The organism is Streptomyces sp. NPDC050422 (assembly GCF_044458665.1).
Taxonomy (GTDB): Bacteria; Actinomycetota; Actinomycetes; order Streptomycetales; family Streptomycetaceae; genus Streptomyces.
Window position 1 is genome coordinate 207,525 of the sequence record NZ_JBITIE010000004.1, and the last position, 20,800, is coordinate 228,324.

The following is a 20,800-nucleotide window of genomic DNA, read 5'->3' on the forward strand; positions in this document are numbered from 1 at the left end:
CGGCTAGCCGTCGGGCAGCGCGTCGCGTCGGCGCCGCAGGAAGTCCTGCTCGGCCCGGTTGCCCGTGAGCCCGGCGGCCGCCTCGTACGCGGCCGCCGCCTCGGCGACACGGCCCAGCCTGCGCAGCAGATCGGCCCGTACGGCGTGGAACACGTAGTAGCCGCCGAGCTCCAGCCCGTCCAGGAGTGCGAGCGCCTCCCGTGGCCCCGCCACCTCCGCCACCGCCACCGCACGGTTCAGCGCCACCACCGGACCCGGTGCCACGGCCAGCAACTGGTCGTACAGCCGCAGGATCTGCGGCCAGTCGGTGTCCGCCGCGACGGCCGCGTCGCTGTGCACCGCGTTCACCGCGGCCTGGATCTGATACGGCCCCGGGCTGCCCCGGCGCAGACACCGCCGGACGAGCGCCTGCCCCTCGGCGATCAGCTCCCGGTCCCACAGGCCCCGGTCCTGCTCGTCCAGCGGCACCAGTGCGCCCTCCGGGCCCGAGCGGGCGGGGCGGCGCGACTCGGTGAGCAGCATGAGGGCGAGCAGCCCCACCGCCTCCGGCTCGTCGGGCATCAGCCCCACCAGCAGCCGGCCGAGGCGGACGGCCTCCGCGCACAGGTCCTCGCGCACCAGCCGGTCCCCCGAACTCGCCGCGTACCCCTCGTTGAAGACGAGGTAGACCACGGCGAGGACCGAGCTGACCCGCTCGGGCAGATCGGCGTCCGCCGGCACCCGGTAGGGGATCCGGGCATCGCGGATCTTGGCCTTGGCCCGCACCAGCCGCTGCGCCATCGTCGGCTCCGGAACGAGGAACGCGCGCGCGAGTTCGGCGGTGGTGAGGCCGCCCAACAGCCGCAGGGTCAGGGCCACCTGGGCGGCCGTGGAGAGCGAGGGATGGCAGCAGGTGAATATCAGGCGGAGCCGGTCGTCCTGCACGGGGCCCTCCTCGGCCGGTTCGTCCCGGGCGTTCAGGAGCGCGGCCTGGGTGTGCCGGCCGGCCCGTGAGGCCTCCCGGCGCAGCCGGTCGATGGCGCGGTTGCGGGCGGTGGTGATGATCCAGCCGGCCGGTGCGGGCGGCACCCCGGCCTCCGGCCAGCGGTCGAGCGCGGTGGCGAACGCCTCCTGGACCGCTTCCTCGGCGATGTCGATGTCACCGAAGGCGCCGACGAGCACGGATACGCACCGTCCGTACTCGTCGCGGAAGAGACGCTCGACCGCCGAGGCGGGCACCGCCGGTTCCGGTCCGCCGCTCGGGGCGGTCGAGCCCGGCATCAGCCCTCCACTTCACCCTCGAACGGCCGGACCTCGATGGGCAGTCCGATGGCCGACGCGGCCTTGCGGCCCCAGTCCAGCGCGGCGTCCAGATCGGGCGCCTTGATGATGCTGAGCCCACCGAGATACTCCTTGCCCTCGATGTACGGGCCGTCGGTGAGCACGGTGTCGCCGTCCTTCGCCCGCACGACCGTGGCGGTGCCCGGCGCGCTCAGCCCGCCGTCGAAGACCCAGGATCCGGCCTCCTGGAGTTCCCGGTGAAAGCCCTCGACCCTCCGCATGATCTGCCCCAGCTCCTCGGGGGCGGGCGGAACCCCGTCGGCCGGTGTGACCACGCTGAGCAGGTAGTGCTTCATGGTGTGCCTCCTCGGGTGCGGAGCCGGCGCCGTGCCGGTCTCTCACCCTCTATACGAACGGCTGACCCCCGGATCGACACGGAACACGCCGTGCTCGGCGAAATCTTTCCCACCGTCTTGTGGGAGCGCTCCCACACTCGGCAGGATGAGAAGGTGACCTTGCTTCCCGGCCTGCGGGCCTATCAGTCGGGCGACCGCGCCGCCCTCGCCGACATCTGTGTCCGGACGGCCGACAACGGCGGCGGCTCCCGGCAGCTGTACCCGGACCTCGAGCTGATGCCGTCGATCTTCGCCGCGCCGTACGCCTTCCTCGAACCCGACCTGGCGTTCGTCATCGACGACGGGACGGGCCGGGCGGTCGGATACATCCTGGGGACGGCCGACACGCCGGGCTTCGTGACGGAGTTCCGCAAGCGGTGGCTGCCCCTGGTCGAGGACCGCTACCCGCGGCCGGACGGAGCACCTCGGAGCCCCAGCGACGAGATGATCGGGCTCCTCCACAACCCGGAGCGCATGGTCCTGCCCGAACTCGAAGGCCACCCGGCCCACTTGCACATCGACCTGTTGCCGGACTGGCAGCGCAAGGGGTACGGGAGGGAGCTGATGCGTACCTTCCTCGCGACCCTGAACGCCAAGGGGGTCGACGGCGTGCACCTGTCCATGCTCACGGCCAACACTCCGGCCAGGGCGTTCTACGACCGGCTCGGTTTCGCCGAGATCGAGGTCCCGGATCCCGGCCCCGTCACCTACCTCGTGCGCTCCACGGCGGCCGACCTCTAGGGCGTGTTTCGAAAGTAGCGCCGTCCGCCCGGCAGGCGGGACTTTCGAAACACGCCACAGGCCCTGGTCCGTCACCGGTGCCATGGGTGCCACGCGGGTTCGCTGGGCAGGTAGTCCTGGACGAGACCGCGACGGGGGCGGGCAGCCGGTGGCGAGAGGTGTGTGACGTGAGCGAGCGGACCGTGTGGGAATTCTCCGACGACCGTGGTCAGGTGTCGGCTGCCGGGAGGCGCCCGACGAGGGTCCTCGCCTATGTCCAGGCAGGCGCGACCTTATGGGACCACGGCATCCGTCCGAGCGGGATATTCGGCTCGGGGCACGACGACCCGTCGGTGCCCGACGCGGCGAAGACCGGATCGCTGCCCCTGGCCGACGTCCCGTACGCCGGGGCGGGCGCCACGCTGGACGCGGACACGCTGCTGAGCGGCGGACCGGACCTCGTGGTGGCCGTCAGTTACGGCGGCGGCCAGGTCTACGGCCTCGATCCGGAGACGGCCAAGCATCTGGAGGGGCACGTCCCGGTCGTCGTCATCGACGTGGGCCAGGCCCGCACCCTCGCGGAGATCGGTGACCGGTTCGCCGAACTGGCCCGTTCGCTCGGTGCCGAGGAGCCCGCGGCGGCGACCCGGGAGCTGGACGCGGCCCGGGGCCGGCTGCGCGCACTCACCTCGGGGCCGGACGGGGCGCGGGTGCTCGCCCTGTCACCGGCGGGCCAGGAGCAGGCGCATCTGGCGCGCCCCCGCATGTGGCCCGAACTGCGGGTGCTGACCGAGCTCGGCGTCGGCCTGGTGGAGCCCGCCGAGGGCCCCGGGGCGAACTGGTCCACCGTCGGCTGGGCCCAGGCCGCCGCACTGCGGCCGGCCGTCGTGCTCGCCGACATCCGGGCGCACGCCACCGCGCTCGACGAGCTCCGGGCCGACGGGCCGTGGGCGTCGTCGGTGGAGCGCTCCGTGCGGGTGGTGCCCTGGAACCCCGAGCCGGTGTGCAGCGCGCGGGCCCATGCGCGGTTCCTGGCGCTCGTGGCCGACGCGCTGGAGGCACGGGCTGGGTGACGTGGGGCGGGCCCGCCGCGACCGGGGCCGCCGCGACCGGGGCGGGCCGGGTTCCGGTCGGAGCCGGTCGCGCACGGCAGGATCGGACTCGACGCGTTCGCAGACGGTGCCGTCTGCCAGGATGCCCACGTCCTCGCCCAACAGGAGACACACCCTCATGCTCGACAGACTCGACCTGCTGGTCATCGGCGAATGCGTCGCCGACATCGTCCGGCTGCGGGGCGCTGCCGACCGGGTCCACCCGGGCGGCAGCCCGGCCAACGTGGCGTACGGCCTGGCCAGACTCGGACACGACGCGACCCTGCTGACCCAGCTCGGAGCGGACGAGAACGGGCGGCTGATCCGTGACCACCTGACCGCGGCCGGGGTCGAGGTCCGTACGGACGGGTCCGCAGCCCCCACCCCGTCAGCCGCCGTGGCCCTGGACGGCGCGGGGCGGGCCACGTACACCTTCGACATCACCTGGACGCTCGGTCCGGTCTCCCTGGAGCGGCCCCCCGCGCATGTCCACACCGGCTCGATCGCGACGGTCAGGGAACCCGGTGCGGCCGCGGTCGTCGCCGCCGTCGAATCGCTGCGTGCCGCTACGACGGTCAGCTACGACCCCAATGTGCGACCGGAGCTGATGGGGGACCACGAGGCCGCCGTGCGTAAGGCCGAGCTCTGTGTGGCGCTCAGCGACGTCGTCAAGGCGAGCGACGAGGACCTGGAGTGGCTGTATCCGGGCGAGGACCCGGTGAAGGCCGCCGAACGGTGGCTCGCCACCGGCCCGGCCGTCGTCCTCGTCACCCGGGGCGGCGACGGAGCGTTCGCGGTCCTGCCCGAGGGACCGGTGACGGTCGACGCCCTGCCGGCCGAGGTCGTCGACACGGTGGGGGCGGGGGACGCGTTCATGTCCGGCACCCTGCACGCGCTCGCCGCGCACGGACTGCTCGGGCCGGCCGGACGGGAAGGGCTGCGGGCACTGGACCGGGCCACCATGACGGACGTCCTGCGCCACGCGTCGGCTTCGGCGGCCGTCACGGTCGCCCGGGCCGGCGCCAGCCCGCCCGACGCGGCGGAACTGGACGCGGCACTCGGCCGGATGTAGCGCGCGACGGTGCAAAGGGGGCCATGGCGATCCCGTGCTACCCCGGCGCCGCCAGATGCGGAGAGCTGTCGTCGTCGAGGAACTCGACGACGGCCAGGACGAACAGGGCGCACAGCGCGATCCACACCGTGACCAGCCCGGTCGGCCGGTCCCACGCCAGCAGCACCGCGACCGCCACCACGACCACCGTCCAGTTCAGCGGGCGCCGGGCCCGGTGCACCCACCTGCCGACCGGGCCGCCGGTGAAACCGGCCGCGTCCCGTACGGCCCCGATGCCGCCGCTCCACATCGCCGCGACCTGCCTCGCCGCACGGCCCCGGCCCGTGAGCCAGGCGGCGAGCGCCACCACCACGCCGACGGTCACCACCAGCCGGACCCCGGCGCGCAGATAGCCGGCCAGCGTGTCGAACACCGCTCGCGCCGCCGGCTGCGAGACGTCCTGGGGCAGGCTGTCGAGGTAGAACGTGCGCCCCGCCCACAGCCCGAGCCCGAGCAGTACGGCACCGACCGCGACGGCCAGTGCCGCGGTGACCAGCGCCCGTCGGCGGCGCACCGCGAGCAGCACCCCGCCCGCCGCCACCACCAGCGTGAACACGGGAAGCCAGAATCCGAGGAGTTCGAGCGCCCGGAATCCCTTCTTCGCCTTGCCGACCGAGTCCGAGGTCAGGATGGTGAAGTCGGTGTGGATCTCGGGAATCCTTCCGGCGACCTTCAGACCGCGGTCCACGAGACGCTGTTTCACCCGGTCGATGACCGGGGCGAGGTCCAGGGTGACGGTGTCGCCGTTCAGCTTCACGGCGCCGCCGCCCTCACCGGTCAGGGCCTTCACGACGGAAGCGTGGGCTTGCCTGTTGAGGCTGCTCCACACCTGCTCGAAGGCGTCGCTGGTGACGAATCGCTCCACCGTGCCGTGCACGAGGCCGGTGACACCCGCGGTGAGCGGGTCGCCGAGCTTCCCGAGCGCCTTGTCGACGACCGGGCGGTCGGCGGGCGCCACGTCCGCCAGCAGCGCGTCGATGTTCAGATGCGTCATGACGGCGTCGGTGACGCGGGTGGTCACCGCCGCCTGCACATCGGGGTCGGAGGCCAGCGGCTCCATCATGTCCACGTAGCGGTCCGTGTCCCCGGCGACGCCGCTCGCCCAACTCGACAGGATGCTCAGCGGGGTGAGCACGGCCGCCACCAGGATCAGCAGGACCGCGAAGAACGAACGCAGGCGCAGCCGGGAGCGGGCCGGGGCACGGGTCTCCAACTGCGCCACCCGGGCACGCAGGGCTTCCAGTTCGGCGTGCTCGTTCTGTGCCGCCGGCTCATCGGGGTGCCGTTCCATGCCCCAAGGGGATGTCCTCGCCGCCCGCACAGCGCGGCTGATTGCTGCATACAGGTGACGGACAGCGGCCGTACATCGACCGCGCCGGGCGTTGCCGGGAGACGGGGAACGCCGGGACGCCGATCGTGGGGGGTGTCCTGGACGATTCCTGATCGTTGCCGCTTTTATGAACACCATTTTCGACAGTGCCGATTCCTCGGGAGCCGGGACCGGGCCGGTCGCCGGCCTGCTCAGCACCGTGCTCCTCGGCCCGGACGCCCGCCGCGAGCACGGCTTCTGGCGCCGGCTCGTGGCCACCGAGCCGTTCCGCCGGCCGCTCTGGCCGTCACCCGGAGCCACCCCCGACGAGCGGCTCGCCCTCGCCCACGCACGGCTGCGCACACTCAACAACGCACTGGACAGCGCCGCCCGGCCGGCCGCCGACCCCCGTGCCCTGGCCGCTCTGCACGAATGGCTCGCCCCGGTGGACCCGGCGCTCACCACCGTCGCGGGCATCCACTACAACCTCTTCCTCGGCAGCCTCCTGGACCACGACGCCGACAGCCCCCGTGATCTGTCGGACTTCCTCCGGCTGCGACGGATCGGCACCTTCCTCTGTACGGAGGTGGCGCACGGCAACGACGCGGCATCCCTTGAGACGACCGCCACCTACGACCCCGGCCGGGACGGGTTCGTGCTGCACACCCCGCATGCCGGTGCGCAGAAGTTCATGCCCAACACCAGCCCGGCCGGCGGCCCCAAGTCGGGGCTGGTCGCCGCCCGGCTGATCGTCGACGGCTCCGACCACGGGGTCTTCCTGCTGCTGGTGCCGCTCACGGACGCGGCCCGGGCCCTGCCCGGGATCCGGGTGCGCCGGCTTCCCGCCCGGATGGGCAGTCCGGTCGACCACTGCCTGACCTCCTTCGACCAGGTCTTCGTGGGCCGTGGGGCGCTGCTCGGCGGCGCGCAGGGGCGGGTCGGCGACGACGGGGTGTTCCGCAGCGACACCGAGGGGCGCAGGCGCCGCTTCCTCGCCTCGATCGGACGAGTCACCACGGGCCGGATCTGCATGAGCGCCAGTGCGGTGGGCTCCGCACGCGCCACGCTGGCCGTCGCCGTCCGCTACGGAGGCCACCGCCTCGTCTCGGGGGGCCGCTCGGCGCCGCCGGTGCCGGTCGTCGCCCACCGAAGCCACCACGGCCCCCTCGCCGAGGCCATGGCCACCGTCTTCGCGATGAGCCTGCTGCACCGGCGCGTACTCGACCGGTGGGAGAAGGCCGCTGCGCGGCCGCCCGCGGAGCGGGAGGCGGCCGAGCGGCTGGTCGACATCGCCAAGGGATGGATCACCTGGCAGGCCCGGTCCGTGATGGTCGAGTGCCGGGAACGGTGCGGCGCCCAGGGTCTGCTGGAGAACAACGGCATGACCGAGCTCGTCACCGGGATCGAGGGCGCCATCACCGCCGAGGGCGACAATCTGGCCATCCACTCCCGGGCGGCCGCCGGCCTGCTCTTCGACGCGGCACGGACCCCGCAGGAGGAGCCCGCCGCCGGCCCTCCGAGCGGTGACCTCGCCGACCTCCGGTTCCTCGGACGGCTTCTGGACCAGGTGGAGCGCATCTGGTTCGCCCGGGCGGCCGCACGGATGGCGCAGGTCCCCGGCGGCGGCCCGCTGGAGCGCTGGAACGCGGCGTCCGGCCCCGCGCTGCGGGGCGTCGAGGCCCATGCGTACCGGCAGGCGGCCCACGCGTACGAGAACGCGCTCGCTGCTCTGCCCGGCGGCGGGGCCCGTGAGCGGCTGGGTGAGCTGGCCCGGCTGTTCGCGCTGCGCTGGGTCGCCCGGAACAGCGGCGACCTACTGGCCGCAGGCCACCTGACCGCCGGTCAGGTCGATGGACTGACCGAAGCCACCGAGCAGCTGGTCGCCGCGGTGAGCCGCCATCTCCCGGAACTGGCCGCATCCTTCGCACTGCCCGGGGAACTGCTCGCCGACTGGCCCATCGCCGGAGCCCACTACACCGACGCGTACGACGACCCGGGCGCCGCCTGGCACACCACCGTGGCCCGGGAACCGGCTGGGGGCGCGCGATGACGGGCACACCGCACCGGACGGCGGACGCGGTCCGGCGGCTGGGTCTGCGTGTCGTCCTGCTGGCCTTCTGGGGCACCGCCGCCGCGCTCTCACGGTGGTGCGGGGGGCCGCTCACCAGTGGTGGCGAATCGGTTCGCCGCAAGGCGTAACCGGAGCGAGGGCCTCCCGGACACCCCGCGGCCGGGGTGGTGCGCGGCACGCGGCCCCGGCCGCACCCACCGCCCCGTACCGCCGGGGTGCACTGCCGCTGAGCTGCGCGGAGGTGCGTGGTAGCGTGCCCGGAGCCAGTCGAACTCCACGTAGGGGTCAGGGAATCCGGTGCGAATCCGGAACTGACGCGCAGCGGTGAGGGGGACGGGCGGGGCCACGGCCACTGGGAGACCCACGGTTTCCCGGGAAGGCGTCCCGTCCGCATGAACCCGAGTCCGAAGACCTGCTGGCGCCCACGGTCCGGTACCGGGCCGCGGAACTCCGTACACCGGGCCCCGCGCATGGGCCCAGAGACGCCGAGGTACTCCGTGCCGCCCATAACCGGCCGCGCCCGCTCCGCCGCCCTGCTCACCGCCGCCCTGATCCTGCTGACGGCCTGCGGCGGCGGCAAGGACGGCACCGCCGCCAAGTCCCAGGGAGCCGACGGCTATCCGGTCAACTTGAAGAACTGCGGACGCACCGTCACCGTGGACGCGGCGCCGAAGCGCGCCGTCCCGGTCGACCAGGGATCGACCGAGATCCTGCTCTCGCTCGGCCTCGCCGGCCGGCTCGCCGCCACGGCCACCTGGACCGATCCGGTACTGAAGGGGCTGGAGAAGGCCAACGCGGGCGTCCCGAGGATCTCCGACAACCGCCCCTCGTCGGAGAAGGTCCTGGACCAGGAGCCCGACTTCGTCAGCGCCTCCTTCGAATCGACCCTCGCCAAGGGCGGTGTCGCCCCCCGCGAGCAGTTCGAGAAACTGGGTGTCCCCACGTACGTCTCGCCCGCCGACTGCACCGCCAAGGACAACAGCAAGGACGGCGACGGCGTCCGCACCGGCGCCCTGACCATGGACAGCGTCTACGCCGAGGTGCGCGACCTGGCCAAGGTGTTCGGCGTTCCCGGGCGCGGCGAGAAGCTCGTCGCCGAGCTGCGCGCCCGGGTGCGGAAGGCGACCGGGGGCATCGACGCCTCCGGCACCTCCCTGATGTACTGGTTCGCCAACTCCGAAGCCCCGTACCTGGCCGGCTGCTGCGGTGCGCCCGGCATCATCACGCGGGAACTCGGCGCGGAGAACGCCTTCGCCGACACCCACGAGGAATGGCCGCAGATCAACTGGGAGACCGTTGCCGACCGCGACCCGGACGTGCTGGTCATCGGTGATCTGACCCGCAAGTCGCAGACCGCCGAGAGCGCCGCGAAGAAGATCGCCTTCCTGGAGTCCAACCCCGTCACGAAGAACATGGACGCCGTCCGGCACAAGCGCTACGTGCTGCTCAGCGGCCAGGCCATGAACCCGACGATCCGGACCGTCGAAGGCGTGGAACGCGTCGCCGCCGGGCTGCGTACCTTCGGGCTCGCGGGGTGACGGACAGCGAACAGGCCGCGCCACCGCGCGAGGACGCGGCTGGGTGCACCCGGGGTGTCCTGTCCACGCGGGGCATCCGCAGCGGGCTCCTGTGGGCCGCCGGACTCCTGCTGCTCGCCCTGTCCGTCGCCCTCGCCGTCACCATCGGCCCGGCCCGGATCTCCGTCGCCGACGTCTGGTCCACGGTCGCCTCCCACCTCGGAGCCGGTGAGTCGCGGCTCAGCCCGATCCGCGACGGCATCATCTGGAACCTGCGCATGCCGCGCACCCTGCTCGCCGCGGTCTGCGGCGCGGGGCTCGCGGTCTGCGGCACGGTCATGCAGTCGCTGCTGCGCAACCCTCTCGCCGACCCGTTCGTCCTCGGGGTCTCCTCCGGAGCCTCGACCGGCGCGGTGGTGGTGGTCGTCCTCGGCGTCGGCGGGGGAGCGGTCTCCCTGTCGGCGGGGGCGTTCATCGGGGCCCTGTGCTCCTTCGCCCTCGTCATGCTGCTCAGCCACACCCTCGGCGGCAGCACCGACCGGGTCGTCCTGTCCGGGGTCGCGGCCATGCAGCTCTTCTCCGCGCTCACCTCCTTCGTCGTGATGACGGCCGCCGACGCCGAGCAGACCCGCGGGGTGCTGTTCTGGCTGCTGGGCTCGCTCGGCGGCGTCGGCTGGAGCGACGTGTGGATCTGCTCCGCCGTGCTCGCCGTGACGCTGCTGATCTGCCTCGGCCATGCCCGTACGCTCGACGCCTTCGCCTTCGGGCAGGACGCGGCGGCCACCCTGGGCGTTCACGTCGGCCGTACCCGGATCATCCTGTTGTGCACGACCGCGCTGCTGACCGCCGCACTCGTGAGCTCGGCCGGCGCCATCGGGTTCGTCGGACTGGTGCTGCCGCACGCGGCCCGTGCGCTGACCGGTTCCGGACACCGCAGGCTGCTGCCGGTCACCGCGCTTGCCGGGGCCGTCTTCCTGGTCTGGGTCGACACCCTCGCCCGGACCGTCCTCGACCCGCAGGAGGTTCCGGTGGGAGTCGTCACCGCACTGATCGGGGTGCCTGCCTTCGTGCTGGTCCTCTACCGCACCCGGCGGTCCCCATGACCCGGACCGTCCCCGGCGGCCTGCGGGCCGACCGGGTCAGCAGGGAGGCGGGCGGCCGCCTCATCCTGGACGGAGTCTCACTCGCTCCGCCGCCCGGCGCCACGATCGGGCTGATCGGCCCGAACGGCTCCGGTAAGTCCACCCTGCTGCGGATACTGGCCGGGGTCCTGGCCGCGGACGCGGGAACGGTCTCCCTCGATGACGACCTGCTGGCAGCCGTCGGCCGCCGCACCGTCGCCAGACGCGTCGCGGTGGTCGACCAGCACGCCGTCACCCAGGTCGAGCTGAGCGTCGTGGACGTCGTACGCCTGGGCCGCATCCCGCACCGCCGTGCCTGGTCGGCGCCGACGGCGGCGGACGAGGCGGCGGTGCGCGAGGCGCTGGAACGGACCGGTCTCGCCGGACACCGCGACCAGTCCTGGCACACGCTCTCCGGCGGTGAGCGCCAGCGCGTCCAGATCGCCCGCGCCCTCGCCCAGCAGCCGCGGGAACTCCTGCTGGACGAACCGACCAATCACCTGGACATCCAGCACCAGCTCGAACTGCTGTCCCTGGTCACCTCGTTGCCGCTGACCGCCGTCGTCGCTCTGCACGACCTCAATCTGGCCGCGATGTTCTGCGACCGGATCGTGGTGATGAACGAAGGACGTGTGGTCGCGGGCGGCACCCCGGAGGAGGTGATCACCGAGGCGCTCATCGCCGACGTTTACCGGGTGCGGGCCGTCGTGACACCGGACGGCCCGCAGGGCAGGCCCTCGGTGCGTTTTCGTCCGGAGCGTCCCTGAGTGACGCAGTGCGGCCGCCGGGGCGTGCTGTCCGGTGGGGCGAGAGGGGCGGACCCCGGTGCGGGGTCCGCCCCTCTCGTGTGCGGTACGGCCGTCCGGCGCGGTGTGCCGGGGGGTCAGCGGCGCCGCCCCTGACCGAACTCGCCGCCCATGTCCTTGCCACCCATGTCCTTGCCGCTCTTGGTGGTGCCGTCCGCGTAGTCGATCTGCTCCTTGCGCAGTTCGGCGGAGACTTCCTTCTGCTCGGTCACCTTCTTCGTTTCCATCCGGACCCGTTCGACCGGCACGGTCTCCTTGCGCATCGTGGCGCGTTCGGCGTGGAGGGTGACCTCCACGTCCTGCTCGTTGATGTCGGACCGGGCCGCCTTGTCGCCCGGCGTGAGCGGTTCACGGACCACGCGCACCTCTTCGTGCGTCACGGGGACGGTCCTGGTGACGTTCTCGGTGACGACGTACTTGTGCAGGCGGGCCTTGCCGCTCTCGTACTCCTCGGTGCCCACACGGAGCTGTTCCTCGGAGCGGATGAGCTCCTCCTTGCCGCTCAGGTCGGCGCTGGAGCGTTCGGCGCCCGCACCGGCTCCGACCAGCGGACGGGCCGTGCCCGAGGTCTCGGTGTCGCGGTGCCTGCCGGTCCCGGTGCCCGCACCGGCCATGCCGGCCGAGGTCCCGGAGGTGGTACCGGCCGACGTGGTCCGGTCGGTCGTGCGGCCCGTGCCCGCGGCGCCCATGGCCCCGGCCCCGGCTGCCGCACCGGCTCCGGCCCCGGCCCCGGCCGCGGCCGCGCCCATGGTGCCGGTGCCGGTCGTGGTCGGTGCGTCGGCACTCGTGGTGCCGTCGGCCCCGGCGGGGTCGCCGAGATTGGCCTTGGTGTTCCGGCTCAGGCCGTAGTGCCGGTAGAGCTCTTCCTCCTCGGAGACGGACAGATGGGCGTCCGCGTCCACCCGGGGCGCTTCCTTGACCCGGTCCTTCGGATGCGAGATGTGCAGGTCGGAGCCCACGCGACGGGCTCCGGCGAGGGGCACGAAACTCTCCTTCATGCCGAACAGGCCGGTCTTCACCGTGATCCAGTCCGGTCGGCCGGTGCTGTCGTCGACATACACCCGCCCCACGTTGCCGATCTTCTCGCCCTCGGTGTCGTACACCGTCAGGCCGTCGAGCTCTCCGGAATCCGTGAAACCGTCAGCGGCTCCCATGACCGATTCCTCCTCGCCCGGGCGCGTCCTGTAGGTGGGTCCAGCAGGGGAGGCGCGTCCGGATTCCATCGCGCCTCACCCGGATGGACGCTGCAACCGCCCGGCCGCCGGAGGGCGGGTGCCGTACCCGCCCCACGTCGGTGCAGGCCCCGTGCGATGCCGCTGCGGGGCTGTCGGAAGAATTAGGCCAATCGAGTGAACGGGGCCCTTGGTGTCCGCTCTCCGCGGCAACGGGCAGGGCGCCCCGGGAGGAGCCCTGCCGCGGCACTTATGATCGACGGGTCCACGCCGACCACCCGTCCTGCCGCACCACCGGAGGCACCTCATCCCTTCCGTACGCATCCGGTTGCCCGAACAGCGTGGTGAACTGCTGGCCCGGCGCGAGGACGGCCTGGAGCTGCACCATCTGGTGTGGCGGCTGGGGCCCGGGTGGAGGGTGTGCAGCAGCGCGGTACTCGGCGGAGGCATCGGCCCGCGCGACTGGATCCTCAACGCCCAGGTGCCCGGCGGATATCCGCGCATGGACCCCGACCGCCACCTCGCCGAGATCGCCGACGCCGAACGGCTCACCGGGCCCGGCGCCGGACTGATGACGGCCGCCGATGTCACCGCGTACACCGTCGCCGCCGACGAGGGTGTCACCGCGACCGTCACCAGCGGTCTGGGCGTACGCGGCTGGGCGGCGGCGCCCGTGGAGGACGCGGTCGGACCGCCCCGGCCGGGGACGGTCAACATCGTCGTCACCCTGCCCGTGCCCCTTACCGATGCCGCACTCGTCAACGCCGTGGCCACCGCCACCGAGGCCAAGGTGCAGGCGCTCCTGGACGCCGGACTCGACTGCTCCGGCACCCCCACCGACTCCGTCTGCATCGCCGTTCCTGTCACGGAGGCCGGTGTGGGCGAGCCGTTCGCCGGGCCCCGCTCGCGCTGGGGCGCACGACTCGCCAGGGCCGTGCACGCTGCCGTCCTCGAAGGCGCACTGCGGCAATCCTGACCATCCGAAGCGCCGCGAGAGGCATTCTTCGCGGCCGACGAAGGGTAGAGCCCTCATGACCTCAGCAGCCGACGCAGTCCCGCAGCGGCCCACCGTCGCCGTGCTCGGCACCGGAATCATGGGCTCGGGCATGGCCCGGAGCCTCCTCAGGGCCGGTCTCGACGTCCGAGTCTGGAACCGCACGCACGAAAAGGCGGCGCCGCTCGCCGCCGACGGCGCCACCGTCGCGGACACCGCGGCCGAAGCCGTACGTGGCGCCGACGTCGTCCTCACCGTGCTCAACGACAGCACCGCCGTCGCCGCCGCGCTCACCGCCGCGTCCGACGGAGTGCACCGCGGCCAGATCCTCCTGCAGAGCTCCACCGTCGGGCCCGAGGCCACCGCCGAACTGGCGCAGCGCGCCGCGGACCTCGGCCTCGTCTACCTCGACGCCCCGGTCTCCGGCACCAGGCAACCCGCGGAGCAGGGCACACTGACCGTCTTCGTCTCCGGACCGTCCGCCGCCCGCGCGGTGACCGCACCCGTGCTCGACGCGATCGGGCAGCGCACCGTGTGGGTGGCGGAGGAACCGGGAGCCGCCTCCCGGCTCAAGCTCGTGGTCAACACCTGGGTGATCACCATGGTGGGCGGCGTCGCGGAATGCCTGAACCTCGCCGAGGGCCTCGGCGTGGACCCGCAGACGTTCCTCGACGTGATGAAGGGCGGGCCGCTCGACACCGCGTACCTGCAGGGCAAGTCCGCCGCCGTCCTGTCCGGCGACCTCACCCCGAGCTTCGCCCTGTCCACGGCCCTCAAGGACACCCGGCTCATCCTCGAAGCCGCCGAGCACTCGGGCGTCCGGCTGGACCTGACAGAGGCGTCGGCCGCCCGCTTCGAACGCGCCGAGGCGGCCGGGCACGGCGGCGAGGACATGATCGCCACCTACTACGCCGGACGGCCCCCGGAGAAGGACAACGGCTGATCCGGGGCGCGCGCCCGGCGCCGCCCCGTCAGACCACCCGCACCTCGTGCCGGACCACCGCGTCGAACAGATAGCCCTGCGTGTTGTGCACGGCGACGTCCGGCTGGGTGCGGCCCGACCGGTCCGTGGCCCGTGCCAGCAGGACGGCGGGCCCGCGGTCCCCGGGCACCCAGTCGGCCGACCAGCGCACCCAGCTTCCGTTCCGCGGCTCGTCACGCAGCCGGGCCCGCCGCCACCGCGCGCCCCCGTCGGTGCTGACCTCGACCGTGCGCACAGGAGCCCCGCCCGACCACGAGCGCCCCGTCAGCACCTGGCGCCGATGCGCGGGGAACGCCGCACCCGGCGCGAGTTCGAAGGCGCTCTTCAGTGTCTGCCGGGTCAGCGGCGCACTGCCCTCGGCCGGGTAGCCGGGGCCGAACAGCCGGTAGAGGCCGGTGTTCCACGGAGAGACCAGGGGCTGGGCGCTCACCTCGATGTCGCCGAGCCACTTGATGTTCGCGATGCCGATCCAGGACGGGACGATCAGCCGCACCGGATGGCCGTGGTCGGGCGGCAGCGGTTCGCCGTTCATCCCGTACGCGAGGATCACGTCGTCCAGCGCCTTCGAGACCGGCAGCGGCCGGCGCACATGCCCGAGGTTGATCCCGTCGCTGATCACCTCGTCGTCCAGGCCGCGCGGCAGCACGTCGACCGCGTGCCGGGCGATACCCGCGCGGTGCAGCACATCGCCGAGCCGCACCCCGCGCCAGCGGGCCGTGCCGATCGCCCCCAGGGTCCACGCGGTCCCGCTGACCTGCTGGTTCTGCTGCGACGTGTAGTAGCTGCGGGCGTTGCCCGCGCACTCGACGAACGAGGTACGGGTCACCGCCGGCAGCGCGCGCAGCTCTTCGTACGTGAACTCCACCGCCGGGCCCTTCAGCCCGTCGCCCCACACCTTCAGCCGCCAGTCGGCCGCCTCGATCCGCGGGGTGACCGTGTGGTTGCGTACGAAGAAGCGCTCGGCCGGTGTGAGCAGCCCGGTCTCCCGCAGCGCGGCGAAGTTCGTCTCCGCGTTGGTGCCCCGCACGGTGAACACCTCGGGCGGCAGCGGCTTCACGATTCCCGGGGCGGCGGACGCGGTCGCGGACGCCGCGTCCGCGGGAGCGGCGAGCCCGGCCAGCGGGGCGGCCACCGAAGCCGCCGCGACCAGCCGCAGCAGATCACGCCGCTCGATCCCCGCGGAGCGCGCGGCACCGCGCGACCACTGGCGCAGCCGCATTCCGTCGTAGGTGGCCTCGGACGGCGGAACGGATCTCATGGACAACTCCAGGGGAGACGAGCGGATGGGACGGGTACGGGTTCGGGACAGCGGGGGGGGCGGATCAGCGGTCCGGGTCCGGCAGCAACTCCCGCACGAGCGCGCCGACCTGGTCCGTCTCGGTCAGGAACCCGTCGTGGCCGTGGGGCGACTGCACGGTCCTGTGCCGGTCGGCTCCGGGCAGCAGCGCGGCCAGCTCCGCCTGCTGCGCGGGCGGATAGAGCCGGTCCGAGTCGATCGCGGCGACGAGCGCGGGCATCCGGGCCCGGCGCAGCGCCTGCCGGACACCACCACGTCCCCGCCCGACATCGTGCCCGTTCATCGCCCCGGTCAGCGTCACATAGCTGCCCGCGTCGAAGCGGTGCACCAACTTGGCCGCGTGGTGGTCGAGATACGACTCCACCCCGTAACGCCCGCCGTGCCACGGATCCTCGCCCGGCTGCGCCGCGCCGCCGAACCGTGCGGCGAGCTCCGGTTCGCTGCGGTAGGTGACGTGGGCGATCCCGCGTGCCAGTCCGAGGCCCCGGTGTGGTCCCGCGCCCGGCGCCGCGTCGTGGTAGTGGCCGCCGCGCCAGCCCGGGTCGGAGCGGATCGCGGAGATCTGCAGCGATCCCCAGGCGATCTGCTCCGCCGACGCGGCGGCGGGCGCGGCCAGCACCAGCAGCGCTCCGGTGCGTTCCGGCCGACCCACCGCCCATTCGAGTGCGCGCATGCCGCCCATCGACCCGCCGACCACAGCCGCCCACCGGCCGATGCCGAGCGCGTCGGCCAGTACCGCCTCGGCGGCCACCTGGTCACGCACCGTCAGGTACGGGAAGTCGCCGCCCCACCGGGCTCCCGAGGGCCGGCGGGAGGACGGGCCGGTACTGCCCTGGCAGCCGCCGAGCACGTTCGGCGCGACGACGAACCACCGGTCGGTGTCCAGCGCCCTGCCAGGTCCGACCAGCGCGTCCCACCAGCCCGCCGTGGGATGCCCGGGCTCCGCGGGCCCGGCCACATGGCTGTCCCCGGTCAGGGCGTGGAGCACCAGGACCGCGTTGGATCCGTCGGGGGCCCGGCTCCCCCACGTCTCGTACGCCAGTTGGACATCCGGCAGCGTGCCACCGGACTCCAGCGGCAACGGCACGTGCGCCCGCACCCAGGAGCGGCGGCCGGGCGGATCCCCCTCCCGTCGGCCTCCGGCGGCCGGTGGGAGGGGAAGGGCGGGTGTCAGGGCCGTCCGGTTCAGGACGCGGCCTTCGCGGCGCGGAACCCGGCCTCCAGGTCGGCCTTGAGGTCGTCCACGTTCTCCAGCCCGACGGAGAGGCGGACCAGCCCCGCGGTGGCCCCGGTGGCGGTCAGCTGCTCCTCGGTCAGCTGGCTGTGCGTGGTCGAGGCGGGATGGATGATCAGGCTCCGTACGTCACCGATGTTGGCGAGATGGCTGAAGAGCTCGACCGCGTCCACGAACCGCTTGCCCGCCTCCACCCCGTCGCGCAGTTCGAAGGAGAGCACCGCACCCGCGCCGCGGGGCAGATAGCGGCGCCCCGCCTCGTACCACTTGCTCGACGCGAGGCCCGCGTAGTGGACGGCCGACACCTCGTCGCGCCCCTCCAGCCACTCGGCGAGTGCCAGGGCGTTGGCGGTGTGCCGCTCAAGCCGCAGACTCAGCGTCTCCACGCCCTGGAGCAGGAGGAACGCGGAGTGGGGCGAGAGGGCCGGGCCGAGGTCGCGCAGCAGTTGCACCCGCAGCTTGACGGCGAAGGCACTGGGCCCGAGATCCGGCCAGTAGCGCAGACCGTGGTAACTCGGGTCGGGGGCACTGAAGTCGGGGAACCGCTCGGCATGCGCCCCGAAGTCGAACGTACCGCCGTCGACCACCACCCCGCCGATCGTGGTGCCGTGGCCGCCGAGGAACTTCGTCGCCGAGTGGATGACGACGTCCGCGCCGTGCTCGATCGGGCGCAGCAGAAAGGGGGTGGGGACGGTGTTGTCGACGATCAGCGGCACCCCGGCCGCGTGCGCCGCGTCGGCGACCGCCCGGATGTCGAGGACGTCGCCGCGCGGGTTGCCCAGAGTCTCCGCGAACAGCGCCTTGGTGTTCGGCCGGATCGCCGCCGTCCACGCGTCGATGTCGTCCGGGTCGTCGACGAACGACACCTCGATGCCGAACCGGGGGAGGGTGTGGCGCAGCAGGTTGTACGTACCGCCGTACAGCGAGGTGGAGGAGACGATGTGGTCGCCCGCTCCCGTGAGCGTCAGCAGGGCGAGGGTCTCGGCCGCCTGCCCGGATGCGAGCGCCACTGCGGCGACGCCGCCTTCCAGGGCGGCGATTCGCTGCTCCAGGACGTCCTGGGTGGGGTTGTGGATCCGGGTGTAGATGTTGCCGGGCTCGGCGAGCGAGAACAGGTCCGCGGCGTGCTGGGTGTCGCGGAAGACGAACGACGTCGTCTGGTAGATCGGCACCGCCCGGGCGCCGGTCGCCGGATCCGGAGCGGCCCCGGAGTGGATCTGCTTGGTCTCGAAGGACCAGGCGGCCCCCGGTTCCTGACGGTCGATGTCCTCGGGGGTGTGGCCTGCGGTGACGGAGTCGACGGGCTGGCTCATGGTGGTTCCTCTGCGGTTCTCGGTACGGAGCGGGGCCGGGCAGCGGCCGGGGCGGGTCGGGATCCGGGGCCGGATCCCGTACGGGGCCTCAAGGCCGGGGCGCCGGAATCGTCGCTGCGTCGGCGGGGGTCAGACGGCCGACGGCGCGGTGGCGCAGCGCGGACCGCGGCGACACGCGGCGGACGCGAGGCGTCCCAGATCGACGTGGCGCCGCGAGAAGAGAACCGGAGTCGCGGGCATGCGGCAGAGCGTGTCAGTGGGCCGCAGGGGCGTCAACAACGTCCCCGAACGGCCGACGAGCCCGGCGGGAACGTGGGAGGGCCGCCCGGCCACGCTGCGCGGCGCCGCGTTCGTGGCGGTTGACCTGCGCGGACGTGCGCTCGCGGGGGAGCATGCCCCACCGGGGAGGCGGAAGGCCGGCGGCGCCCCGGGCCTGCGCCGATTTCATCGGGCCGCAATGTACGGGCACCGGAAAACGCGAAGGGGCCCCCGGCCGCCGCGGCCGGGAGCCCCCTCGCTCCGCTCACTCCTCGACGAACATGCCGTCACGGAGCCTGTGCAGGATCCGGCTGATCAGCCGGGAGACGTGCATCTGCGAGATGCCGAGCTCCGCGCCGATCTGTGACTGCGTCATCTCCTGGCCGAACCGCATGTCGATGATGCGCCGCTCACGCTCGTCCAGGTCTCCCAGCAGCGGTGCCAGGGTGTGCAGGTTCTCGACCGTCTCCATGGCCGCGTCCGGGCTGCCCAGCACATCAGCGAAGGTCCGGCCCGTCGTGCTGCTCTGCCCCGAGTCGGTCGTGGCGGCGGGCATGTCCAGCGAGCCCGCGGTGTAGCCGTTGGCTGCCACGATGCCCTCGGTGACCTCGCCCTCGCTCAGCCCCAGTTGCTCGGCGAGCTCGGGAACGGTGGGGTCGCGGTCGAGCTCACCCGCCAGGGTCTCCTTGGTCTTGGCGATGTCGACCCGCAACTCCTGGAGCCGGCGCGGGACATGGACCGCCCAGCTGGTGTCACGGAAGAATCGTTTGATCTCCCCGGTGATGTACGGGACCGCGAAGGAGGTGAACTCGACTTCGCGGGACAGGTCGAACCGGTCGATGGCCTTGATCAGCCCGATGGTGCCGACCTGGATGATGTCCTCCATGTCGCCGCTGCCCCGGTTCCTGAACCGGCCGGCGGCGAACCGGACGAGGGAGAGGTTCATCTCGATGAGGGTGTTCCGCGCGTACTGATGGGCGGGCGTCCCCTCCTCAAGGACCTGGAGCCGGTCGAAGAACAGCCGGGACAGCTCCCGCGCGTCGGTGGGCGCCACCTTGCCCGCGTCCTCGATCCACGGCAGCTCGCCGAGGTCACCGGGGGCCGGCCCGGTGCCCGTGAATTCCCCCTGTCCGACGACTGCCGTCAGGGCTCCTCCGTTGCCGGCCGGTACCGACCGTGCACTCTCCGCTCGCTCCGCACCGGCAGTCCGCGCAGTGTGCGCCGTCATCTCGTCACGCTCCCTGGTGGTAGACCCTGAGGTGTAGACGCCTGCCCCGTCAGGAGGCTCCCATGCACACAAACGGAAGTTGATCAGTTGACATGGCGTCAATGGCCGGGAGGCAACGCCTCTTCGCCGTCTCGGGCGCACCGGAACGCAGAACCGCCCCACCGGTACGGGGGAGCCCGGTGGGGCGGTCGTCACCAGAGTGCCACAGCCGCAGCCGTCAGGGGGGCATGCCGACGTGTATCCGGGGATGGTTGAGTCGAAATCGACGGTGGCCGGGCCGGTCGACGCGTGCTCAGTCGCGCGGGTAGCCGACGACCGTGTGGGTGACCGCGGGCGAGTCCTCGGTCGTGTAGTAGTGGCTGCACTGGGCCGAGAAACGGGCGGTGTCCCCCGCCTCCAGCAGGTAGGGAACGTCGTTCACCACCAGGGTCACCTGACCGGACATCACGAGCACGTACTCCACCGATTCGGCGCCGTGCGAACTGACCTGACTCTGCGCGTGTGGGTGGAGCCTGGTCCGGTAGATCTCCATGCGGCCCTGTTCGTGGCCGGAGTACAGCAGGCTGACCGACGTCTCGTCCTCGGGTTCCTCCAGCGAGGAGGCACGGATGATCTCCGGCTCCAGCAGCGGCTGGCGCAGCAGATCCGTGCAGTTGGTGCCCAGCACGTCGGCGATCCGGACCAGGACGTCGACGGTCGGATTGGCTTCGGCCCGCTCTATCTGGGAGAGCAGCCCCTTACTGACGCCGGTCGCCGCCGACAGCTCGCGCAGGCTCCAGCCGCGGGCGAGGCGGCGGCGGTTGAGATTGCCGGCCAGGGAGGCCCGCACCCCGGAGGCGGACTGTCCCGCCTCGGGCGCACGCGCGGGCGGGGGTGGTCCGGCGGCGGTGGTGGTCGGTTCGGACACCGTTCCTCCTCGCT

At 72.8% G+C, this 20,800-nt stretch carries 20 protein-coding genes and 1 riboswitch; of the genes, 10 read left to right on the plus strand and 10 right to left on the minus strand.

Translation table 11 applies throughout. The features are described 5' to 3' along the window. Positions 1 to 3 precede the first annotated feature (3 nt). Entirely contained in the window at positions 4 to 1,260 is a 1,257-nt protein-coding gene (locus tag ACIBJG_RS07235) for an RNA polymerase sigma factor (RefSeq protein ID WP_399304925.1), read from the minus strand. Then, complete coding sequence (locus tag ACIBJG_RS07240) at positions 1,260 to 1,616, minus strand: YciI family protein (RefSeq protein WP_399304928.1); 357 nt, start codon at positions 1,614 to 1,616, stop codon at positions 1,260 to 1,262. The genes ACIBJG_RS07235 and ACIBJG_RS07240 overlap by 1 nt, the downstream gene beginning before the upstream one ends. A gap of 153 nt (positions 1,617 to 1,769) precedes the next feature. Between ACIBJG_RS07240 and ACIBJG_RS07245 the strand changes: the two genes are divergently transcribed. The 3 genes from ACIBJG_RS07245 to ACIBJG_RS07255 all read left to right on the plus strand — a co-directional run bounded on the left by ACIBJG_RS07245 (position 1,770) and on the right by ACIBJG_RS07255 (position 4,538). Then, positions 1,770 to 2,396, plus strand: coding sequence for a GNAT family N-acetyltransferase (locus tag ACIBJG_RS07245; RefSeq protein WP_399304931.1), 627 nt, complete (start codon positions 1,770 to 1,772; stop codon positions 2,394 to 2,396). Between the two features lie 167 nt (positions 2,397 to 2,563). Beyond that, positions 2,564 to 3,448: an ABC transporter substrate-binding protein gene (locus ACIBJG_RS07250; protein WP_399304934.1), complete on the plus strand. Its 885-nt coding sequence runs from the start codon at positions 2,564 to 2,566 to the stop codon at positions 3,446 to 3,448. A 157-nt stretch (positions 3,449 to 3,605) separates the two neighbouring features. Beyond that, positions 3,606 to 4,538: a carbohydrate kinase gene (locus ACIBJG_RS07255; RefSeq protein WP_399304937.1), complete on the plus strand. Its 933-nt coding sequence runs from the start codon at positions 3,606 to 3,608 to the stop codon at positions 4,536 to 4,538. Between the two features lie 37 nt (positions 4,539 to 4,575). On the opposite strand, the gene ACIBJG_RS07260 is transcribed toward ACIBJG_RS07255, so the two are convergent. Next, positions 4,576 to 5,868 (minus strand): hypothetical protein, encoded by a 1,293-nt coding sequence (locus ACIBJG_RS07260; protein WP_399304940.1) that lies wholly within the window; start codon positions 5,866 to 5,868, stop codon positions 4,576 to 4,578. 166 nt (positions 5,869 to 6,034) lie between these two features. On the opposite strand from ACIBJG_RS07260, the gene ACIBJG_RS07265 reads away from it, so the two are divergent. The 5 genes from ACIBJG_RS07265 (at position 6,035) to ACIBJG_RS07285 (ending at position 11,362) form a co-directional block, all read left to right on the plus strand. Further along, the gene (locus tag ACIBJG_RS07265; RefSeq protein ID WP_399304943.1) at positions 6,035 to 7,936 is read left to right on the plus strand and encodes an acyl-CoA dehydrogenase; all 1,902 of its coding nucleotides are present in this window, start codon (positions 6,035 to 6,037) and stop codon (positions 7,934 to 7,936) included. Then, on the plus strand, positions 7,933 to 8,085 hold the full coding sequence (locus ACIBJG_RS07270; protein WP_399304946.1) for a hypothetical protein: 153 nt from the start codon (positions 7,933 to 7,935) through the stop codon (positions 8,083 to 8,085). The genes ACIBJG_RS07265 and ACIBJG_RS07270 overlap by 4 nt, the downstream gene beginning before the upstream one ends. A gap of 119 nt (positions 8,086 to 8,204) precedes the next feature. Further along, a riboswitch (cobalamin riboswitch) is annotated at positions 8,205 to 8,392 on the plus strand. Between the two features lie 35 nt (positions 8,393 to 8,427). After that, positions 8,428 to 9,495: an ABC transporter substrate-binding protein gene (locus tag ACIBJG_RS07275; protein ID WP_399304949.1), complete on the plus strand. Its 1,068-nt coding sequence runs from the start codon at positions 8,428 to 8,430 to the stop codon at positions 9,493 to 9,495. A 59-nt stretch (positions 9,496 to 9,554) separates the two neighbouring features. Further along, on the plus strand, positions 9,555 to 10,577 hold the full coding sequence (locus ACIBJG_RS07280; protein WP_399305396.1) for a FecCD family ABC transporter permease: 1,023 nt from the start codon (positions 9,555 to 9,557) through the stop codon (positions 10,575 to 10,577). Continuing rightward, positions 10,574 to 11,362, plus strand: coding sequence for an ABC transporter ATP-binding protein (locus tag ACIBJG_RS07285; RefSeq protein WP_399304952.1), 789 nt, complete (start codon positions 10,574 to 10,576; stop codon positions 11,360 to 11,362). Before ACIBJG_RS07280 ends, ACIBJG_RS07285 begins: the two co-directional genes overlap by 4 nt. 116 nt (positions 11,363 to 11,478) lie before the next feature. Here the strand turns inward: ACIBJG_RS07285 and ACIBJG_RS07290 are convergent, their stop codons facing one another. Further along, positions 11,479 to 12,555, minus strand: a complete 1,077-nt coding sequence (locus ACIBJG_RS07290; RefSeq protein WP_399304956.1) for a PRC and DUF2382 domain-containing protein — start codon at positions 12,553 to 12,555, stop codon at positions 11,479 to 11,481. Between the two features lie 340 nt (positions 12,556 to 12,895). Between ACIBJG_RS07290 and ACIBJG_RS07295 the strand changes: the two genes are divergently transcribed. Both ACIBJG_RS07295 and ACIBJG_RS07300 read left to right on the plus strand, forming a co-directional pair. After that, positions 12,896 to 13,549, plus strand: coding sequence for an adenosylcobinamide amidohydrolase (locus ACIBJG_RS07295; protein ID WP_399305398.1), 654 nt, complete (start codon positions 12,896 to 12,898; stop codon positions 13,547 to 13,549). A 55-nt stretch (positions 13,550 to 13,604) separates the two neighbouring features. Beyond that, a complete protein-coding gene (locus tag ACIBJG_RS07300; protein WP_399304959.1) occupies positions 13,605 to 14,510 on the plus strand; it encodes an NAD(P)-dependent oxidoreductase in 906 nt (301 codons plus the stop codon). Between the two features lie 28 nt (positions 14,511 to 14,538). Here ACIBJG_RS07300 and ACIBJG_RS07305 read toward each other — a convergent pair whose 3' ends face one another. The 6 genes from ACIBJG_RS07305 to ACIBJG_RS07330 form a co-directional block, all read right to left on the minus strand. After that, a complete protein-coding gene (locus ACIBJG_RS07305) occupies positions 14,539 to 15,807 on the minus strand; it encodes a sulfite oxidase (protein ID WP_399304962.1) in 1,269 nt (422 codons plus the stop codon). A 64-nt stretch (positions 15,808 to 15,871) separates the two neighbouring features. After that, on the minus strand, positions 15,872 to 17,020 hold the full coding sequence (locus ACIBJG_RS07310; protein ID WP_399305401.1) for a homoserine O-acetyltransferase: 1,149 nt from the start codon (positions 17,018 to 17,020) through the stop codon (positions 15,872 to 15,874). 11 nt (positions 17,021 to 17,031) lie between these two features. Beyond that, positions 17,032 to 18,393, minus strand: a complete 1,362-nt coding sequence (locus tag ACIBJG_RS07315; RefSeq protein WP_399304965.1) for a bifunctional o-acetylhomoserine/o-acetylserine sulfhydrylase — start codon at positions 18,391 to 18,393, stop codon at positions 17,032 to 17,034. A 129-nt stretch (positions 18,394 to 18,522) separates the two neighbouring features. Then, positions 18,523 to 18,633 (minus strand): putative leader peptide, encoded by a 111-nt coding sequence (locus tag ACIBJG_RS07320; protein WP_399304968.1) that lies wholly within the window; start codon positions 18,631 to 18,633, stop codon positions 18,523 to 18,525. A 283-nt stretch (positions 18,634 to 18,916) separates the two neighbouring features. Next, complete coding sequence (locus ACIBJG_RS07325; RefSeq protein WP_399304971.1) at positions 18,917 to 19,879, minus strand: RNA polymerase sigma factor SigF; 963 nt, start codon at positions 19,877 to 19,879, stop codon at positions 18,917 to 18,919. A gap of 292 nt (positions 19,880 to 20,171) precedes the next feature. After that, positions 20,172 to 20,786, minus strand: a complete 615-nt coding sequence (locus ACIBJG_RS07330; RefSeq protein WP_399304974.1) for a helix-turn-helix domain-containing protein — start codon at positions 20,784 to 20,786, stop codon at positions 20,172 to 20,174. Positions 20,787 to 20,800 lie beyond the last annotated feature (14 nt).

What these genes read in the sequence shown, in the direction of transcription:
- ACIBJG_RS07320 (WP_399304968.1), bottom strand. Translation starts at nt 18,633, where the DNA reads ATGCCCGCGACTCCGGTTCTCTTCTCGCGGCGCCACGTCGATCTGGGA.
- ACIBJG_RS07305 (WP_399304962.1), bottom strand. Translation starts at nt 15,807, where the DNA reads ATGAGATCCGTTCCGCCGTCCGAGGCCACCTACGACGGAATGCGGCTG.
- ACIBJG_RS07265 (WP_399304943.1), top strand. Translation starts at nt 6,035, where the DNA reads ATGAACACCATTTTCGACAGTGCCGATTCCTCGGGAGCCGGGACCGGG.
- ACIBJG_RS07325 (WP_399304971.1), bottom strand. Translation starts at nt 19,879, where the DNA reads ATGACGGCGCACACTGCGCGGACTGCCGGTGCGGAGCGAGCGGAGAGT.
- ACIBJG_RS07255 (WP_399304937.1), top strand. Translation starts at nt 3,606, where the DNA reads ATGCTCGACAGACTCGACCTGCTGGTCATCGGCGAATGCGTCGCCGAC.
- ACIBJG_RS07235 (WP_399304925.1), bottom strand. Translation starts at nt 1,260, where the DNA reads ATGCCGGGCTCGACCGCCCCGAGCGGCGGACCGGAACCGGCGGTGCCC.
- ACIBJG_RS07285 (WP_399304952.1), top strand. Translation starts at nt 10,574, where the DNA reads ATGACCCGGACCGTCCCCGGCGGCCTGCGGGCCGACCGGGTCAGCAGG.
- ACIBJG_RS07240 (WP_399304928.1), bottom strand. Translation starts at nt 1,616, where the DNA reads ATGAAGCACTACCTGCTCAGCGTGGTCACACCGGCCGACGGGGTTCCG.
- ACIBJG_RS07275 (WP_399304949.1), top strand. Translation starts at nt 8,428, where the DNA reads ATGGGCCCAGAGACGCCGAGGTACTCCGTGCCGCCCATAACCGGCCGC.
- ACIBJG_RS07260 (WP_399304940.1), bottom strand. Translation starts at nt 5,868, where the DNA reads ATGGAACGGCACCCCGATGAGCCGGCGGCACAGAACGAGCACGCCGAA.
- ACIBJG_RS07315 (WP_399304965.1), bottom strand. Translation starts at nt 18,393, where the DNA reads ATGAGCCAGCCCGTCGACTCCGTCACCGCAGGCCACACCCCCGAGGAC.
- ACIBJG_RS07300 (WP_399304959.1), top strand. Translation starts at nt 13,605, where the DNA reads ATGACCTCAGCAGCCGACGCAGTCCCGCAGCGGCCCACCGTCGCCGTG.
- ACIBJG_RS07290 (WP_399304956.1), bottom strand. Translation starts at nt 12,555, where the DNA reads ATGGGAGCCGCTGACGGTTTCACGGATTCCGGAGAGCTCGACGGCCTG.
- ACIBJG_RS07270 (WP_399304946.1), top strand. Translation starts at nt 7,933, where the DNA reads ATGACGGGCACACCGCACCGGACGGCGGACGCGGTCCGGCGGCTGGGT.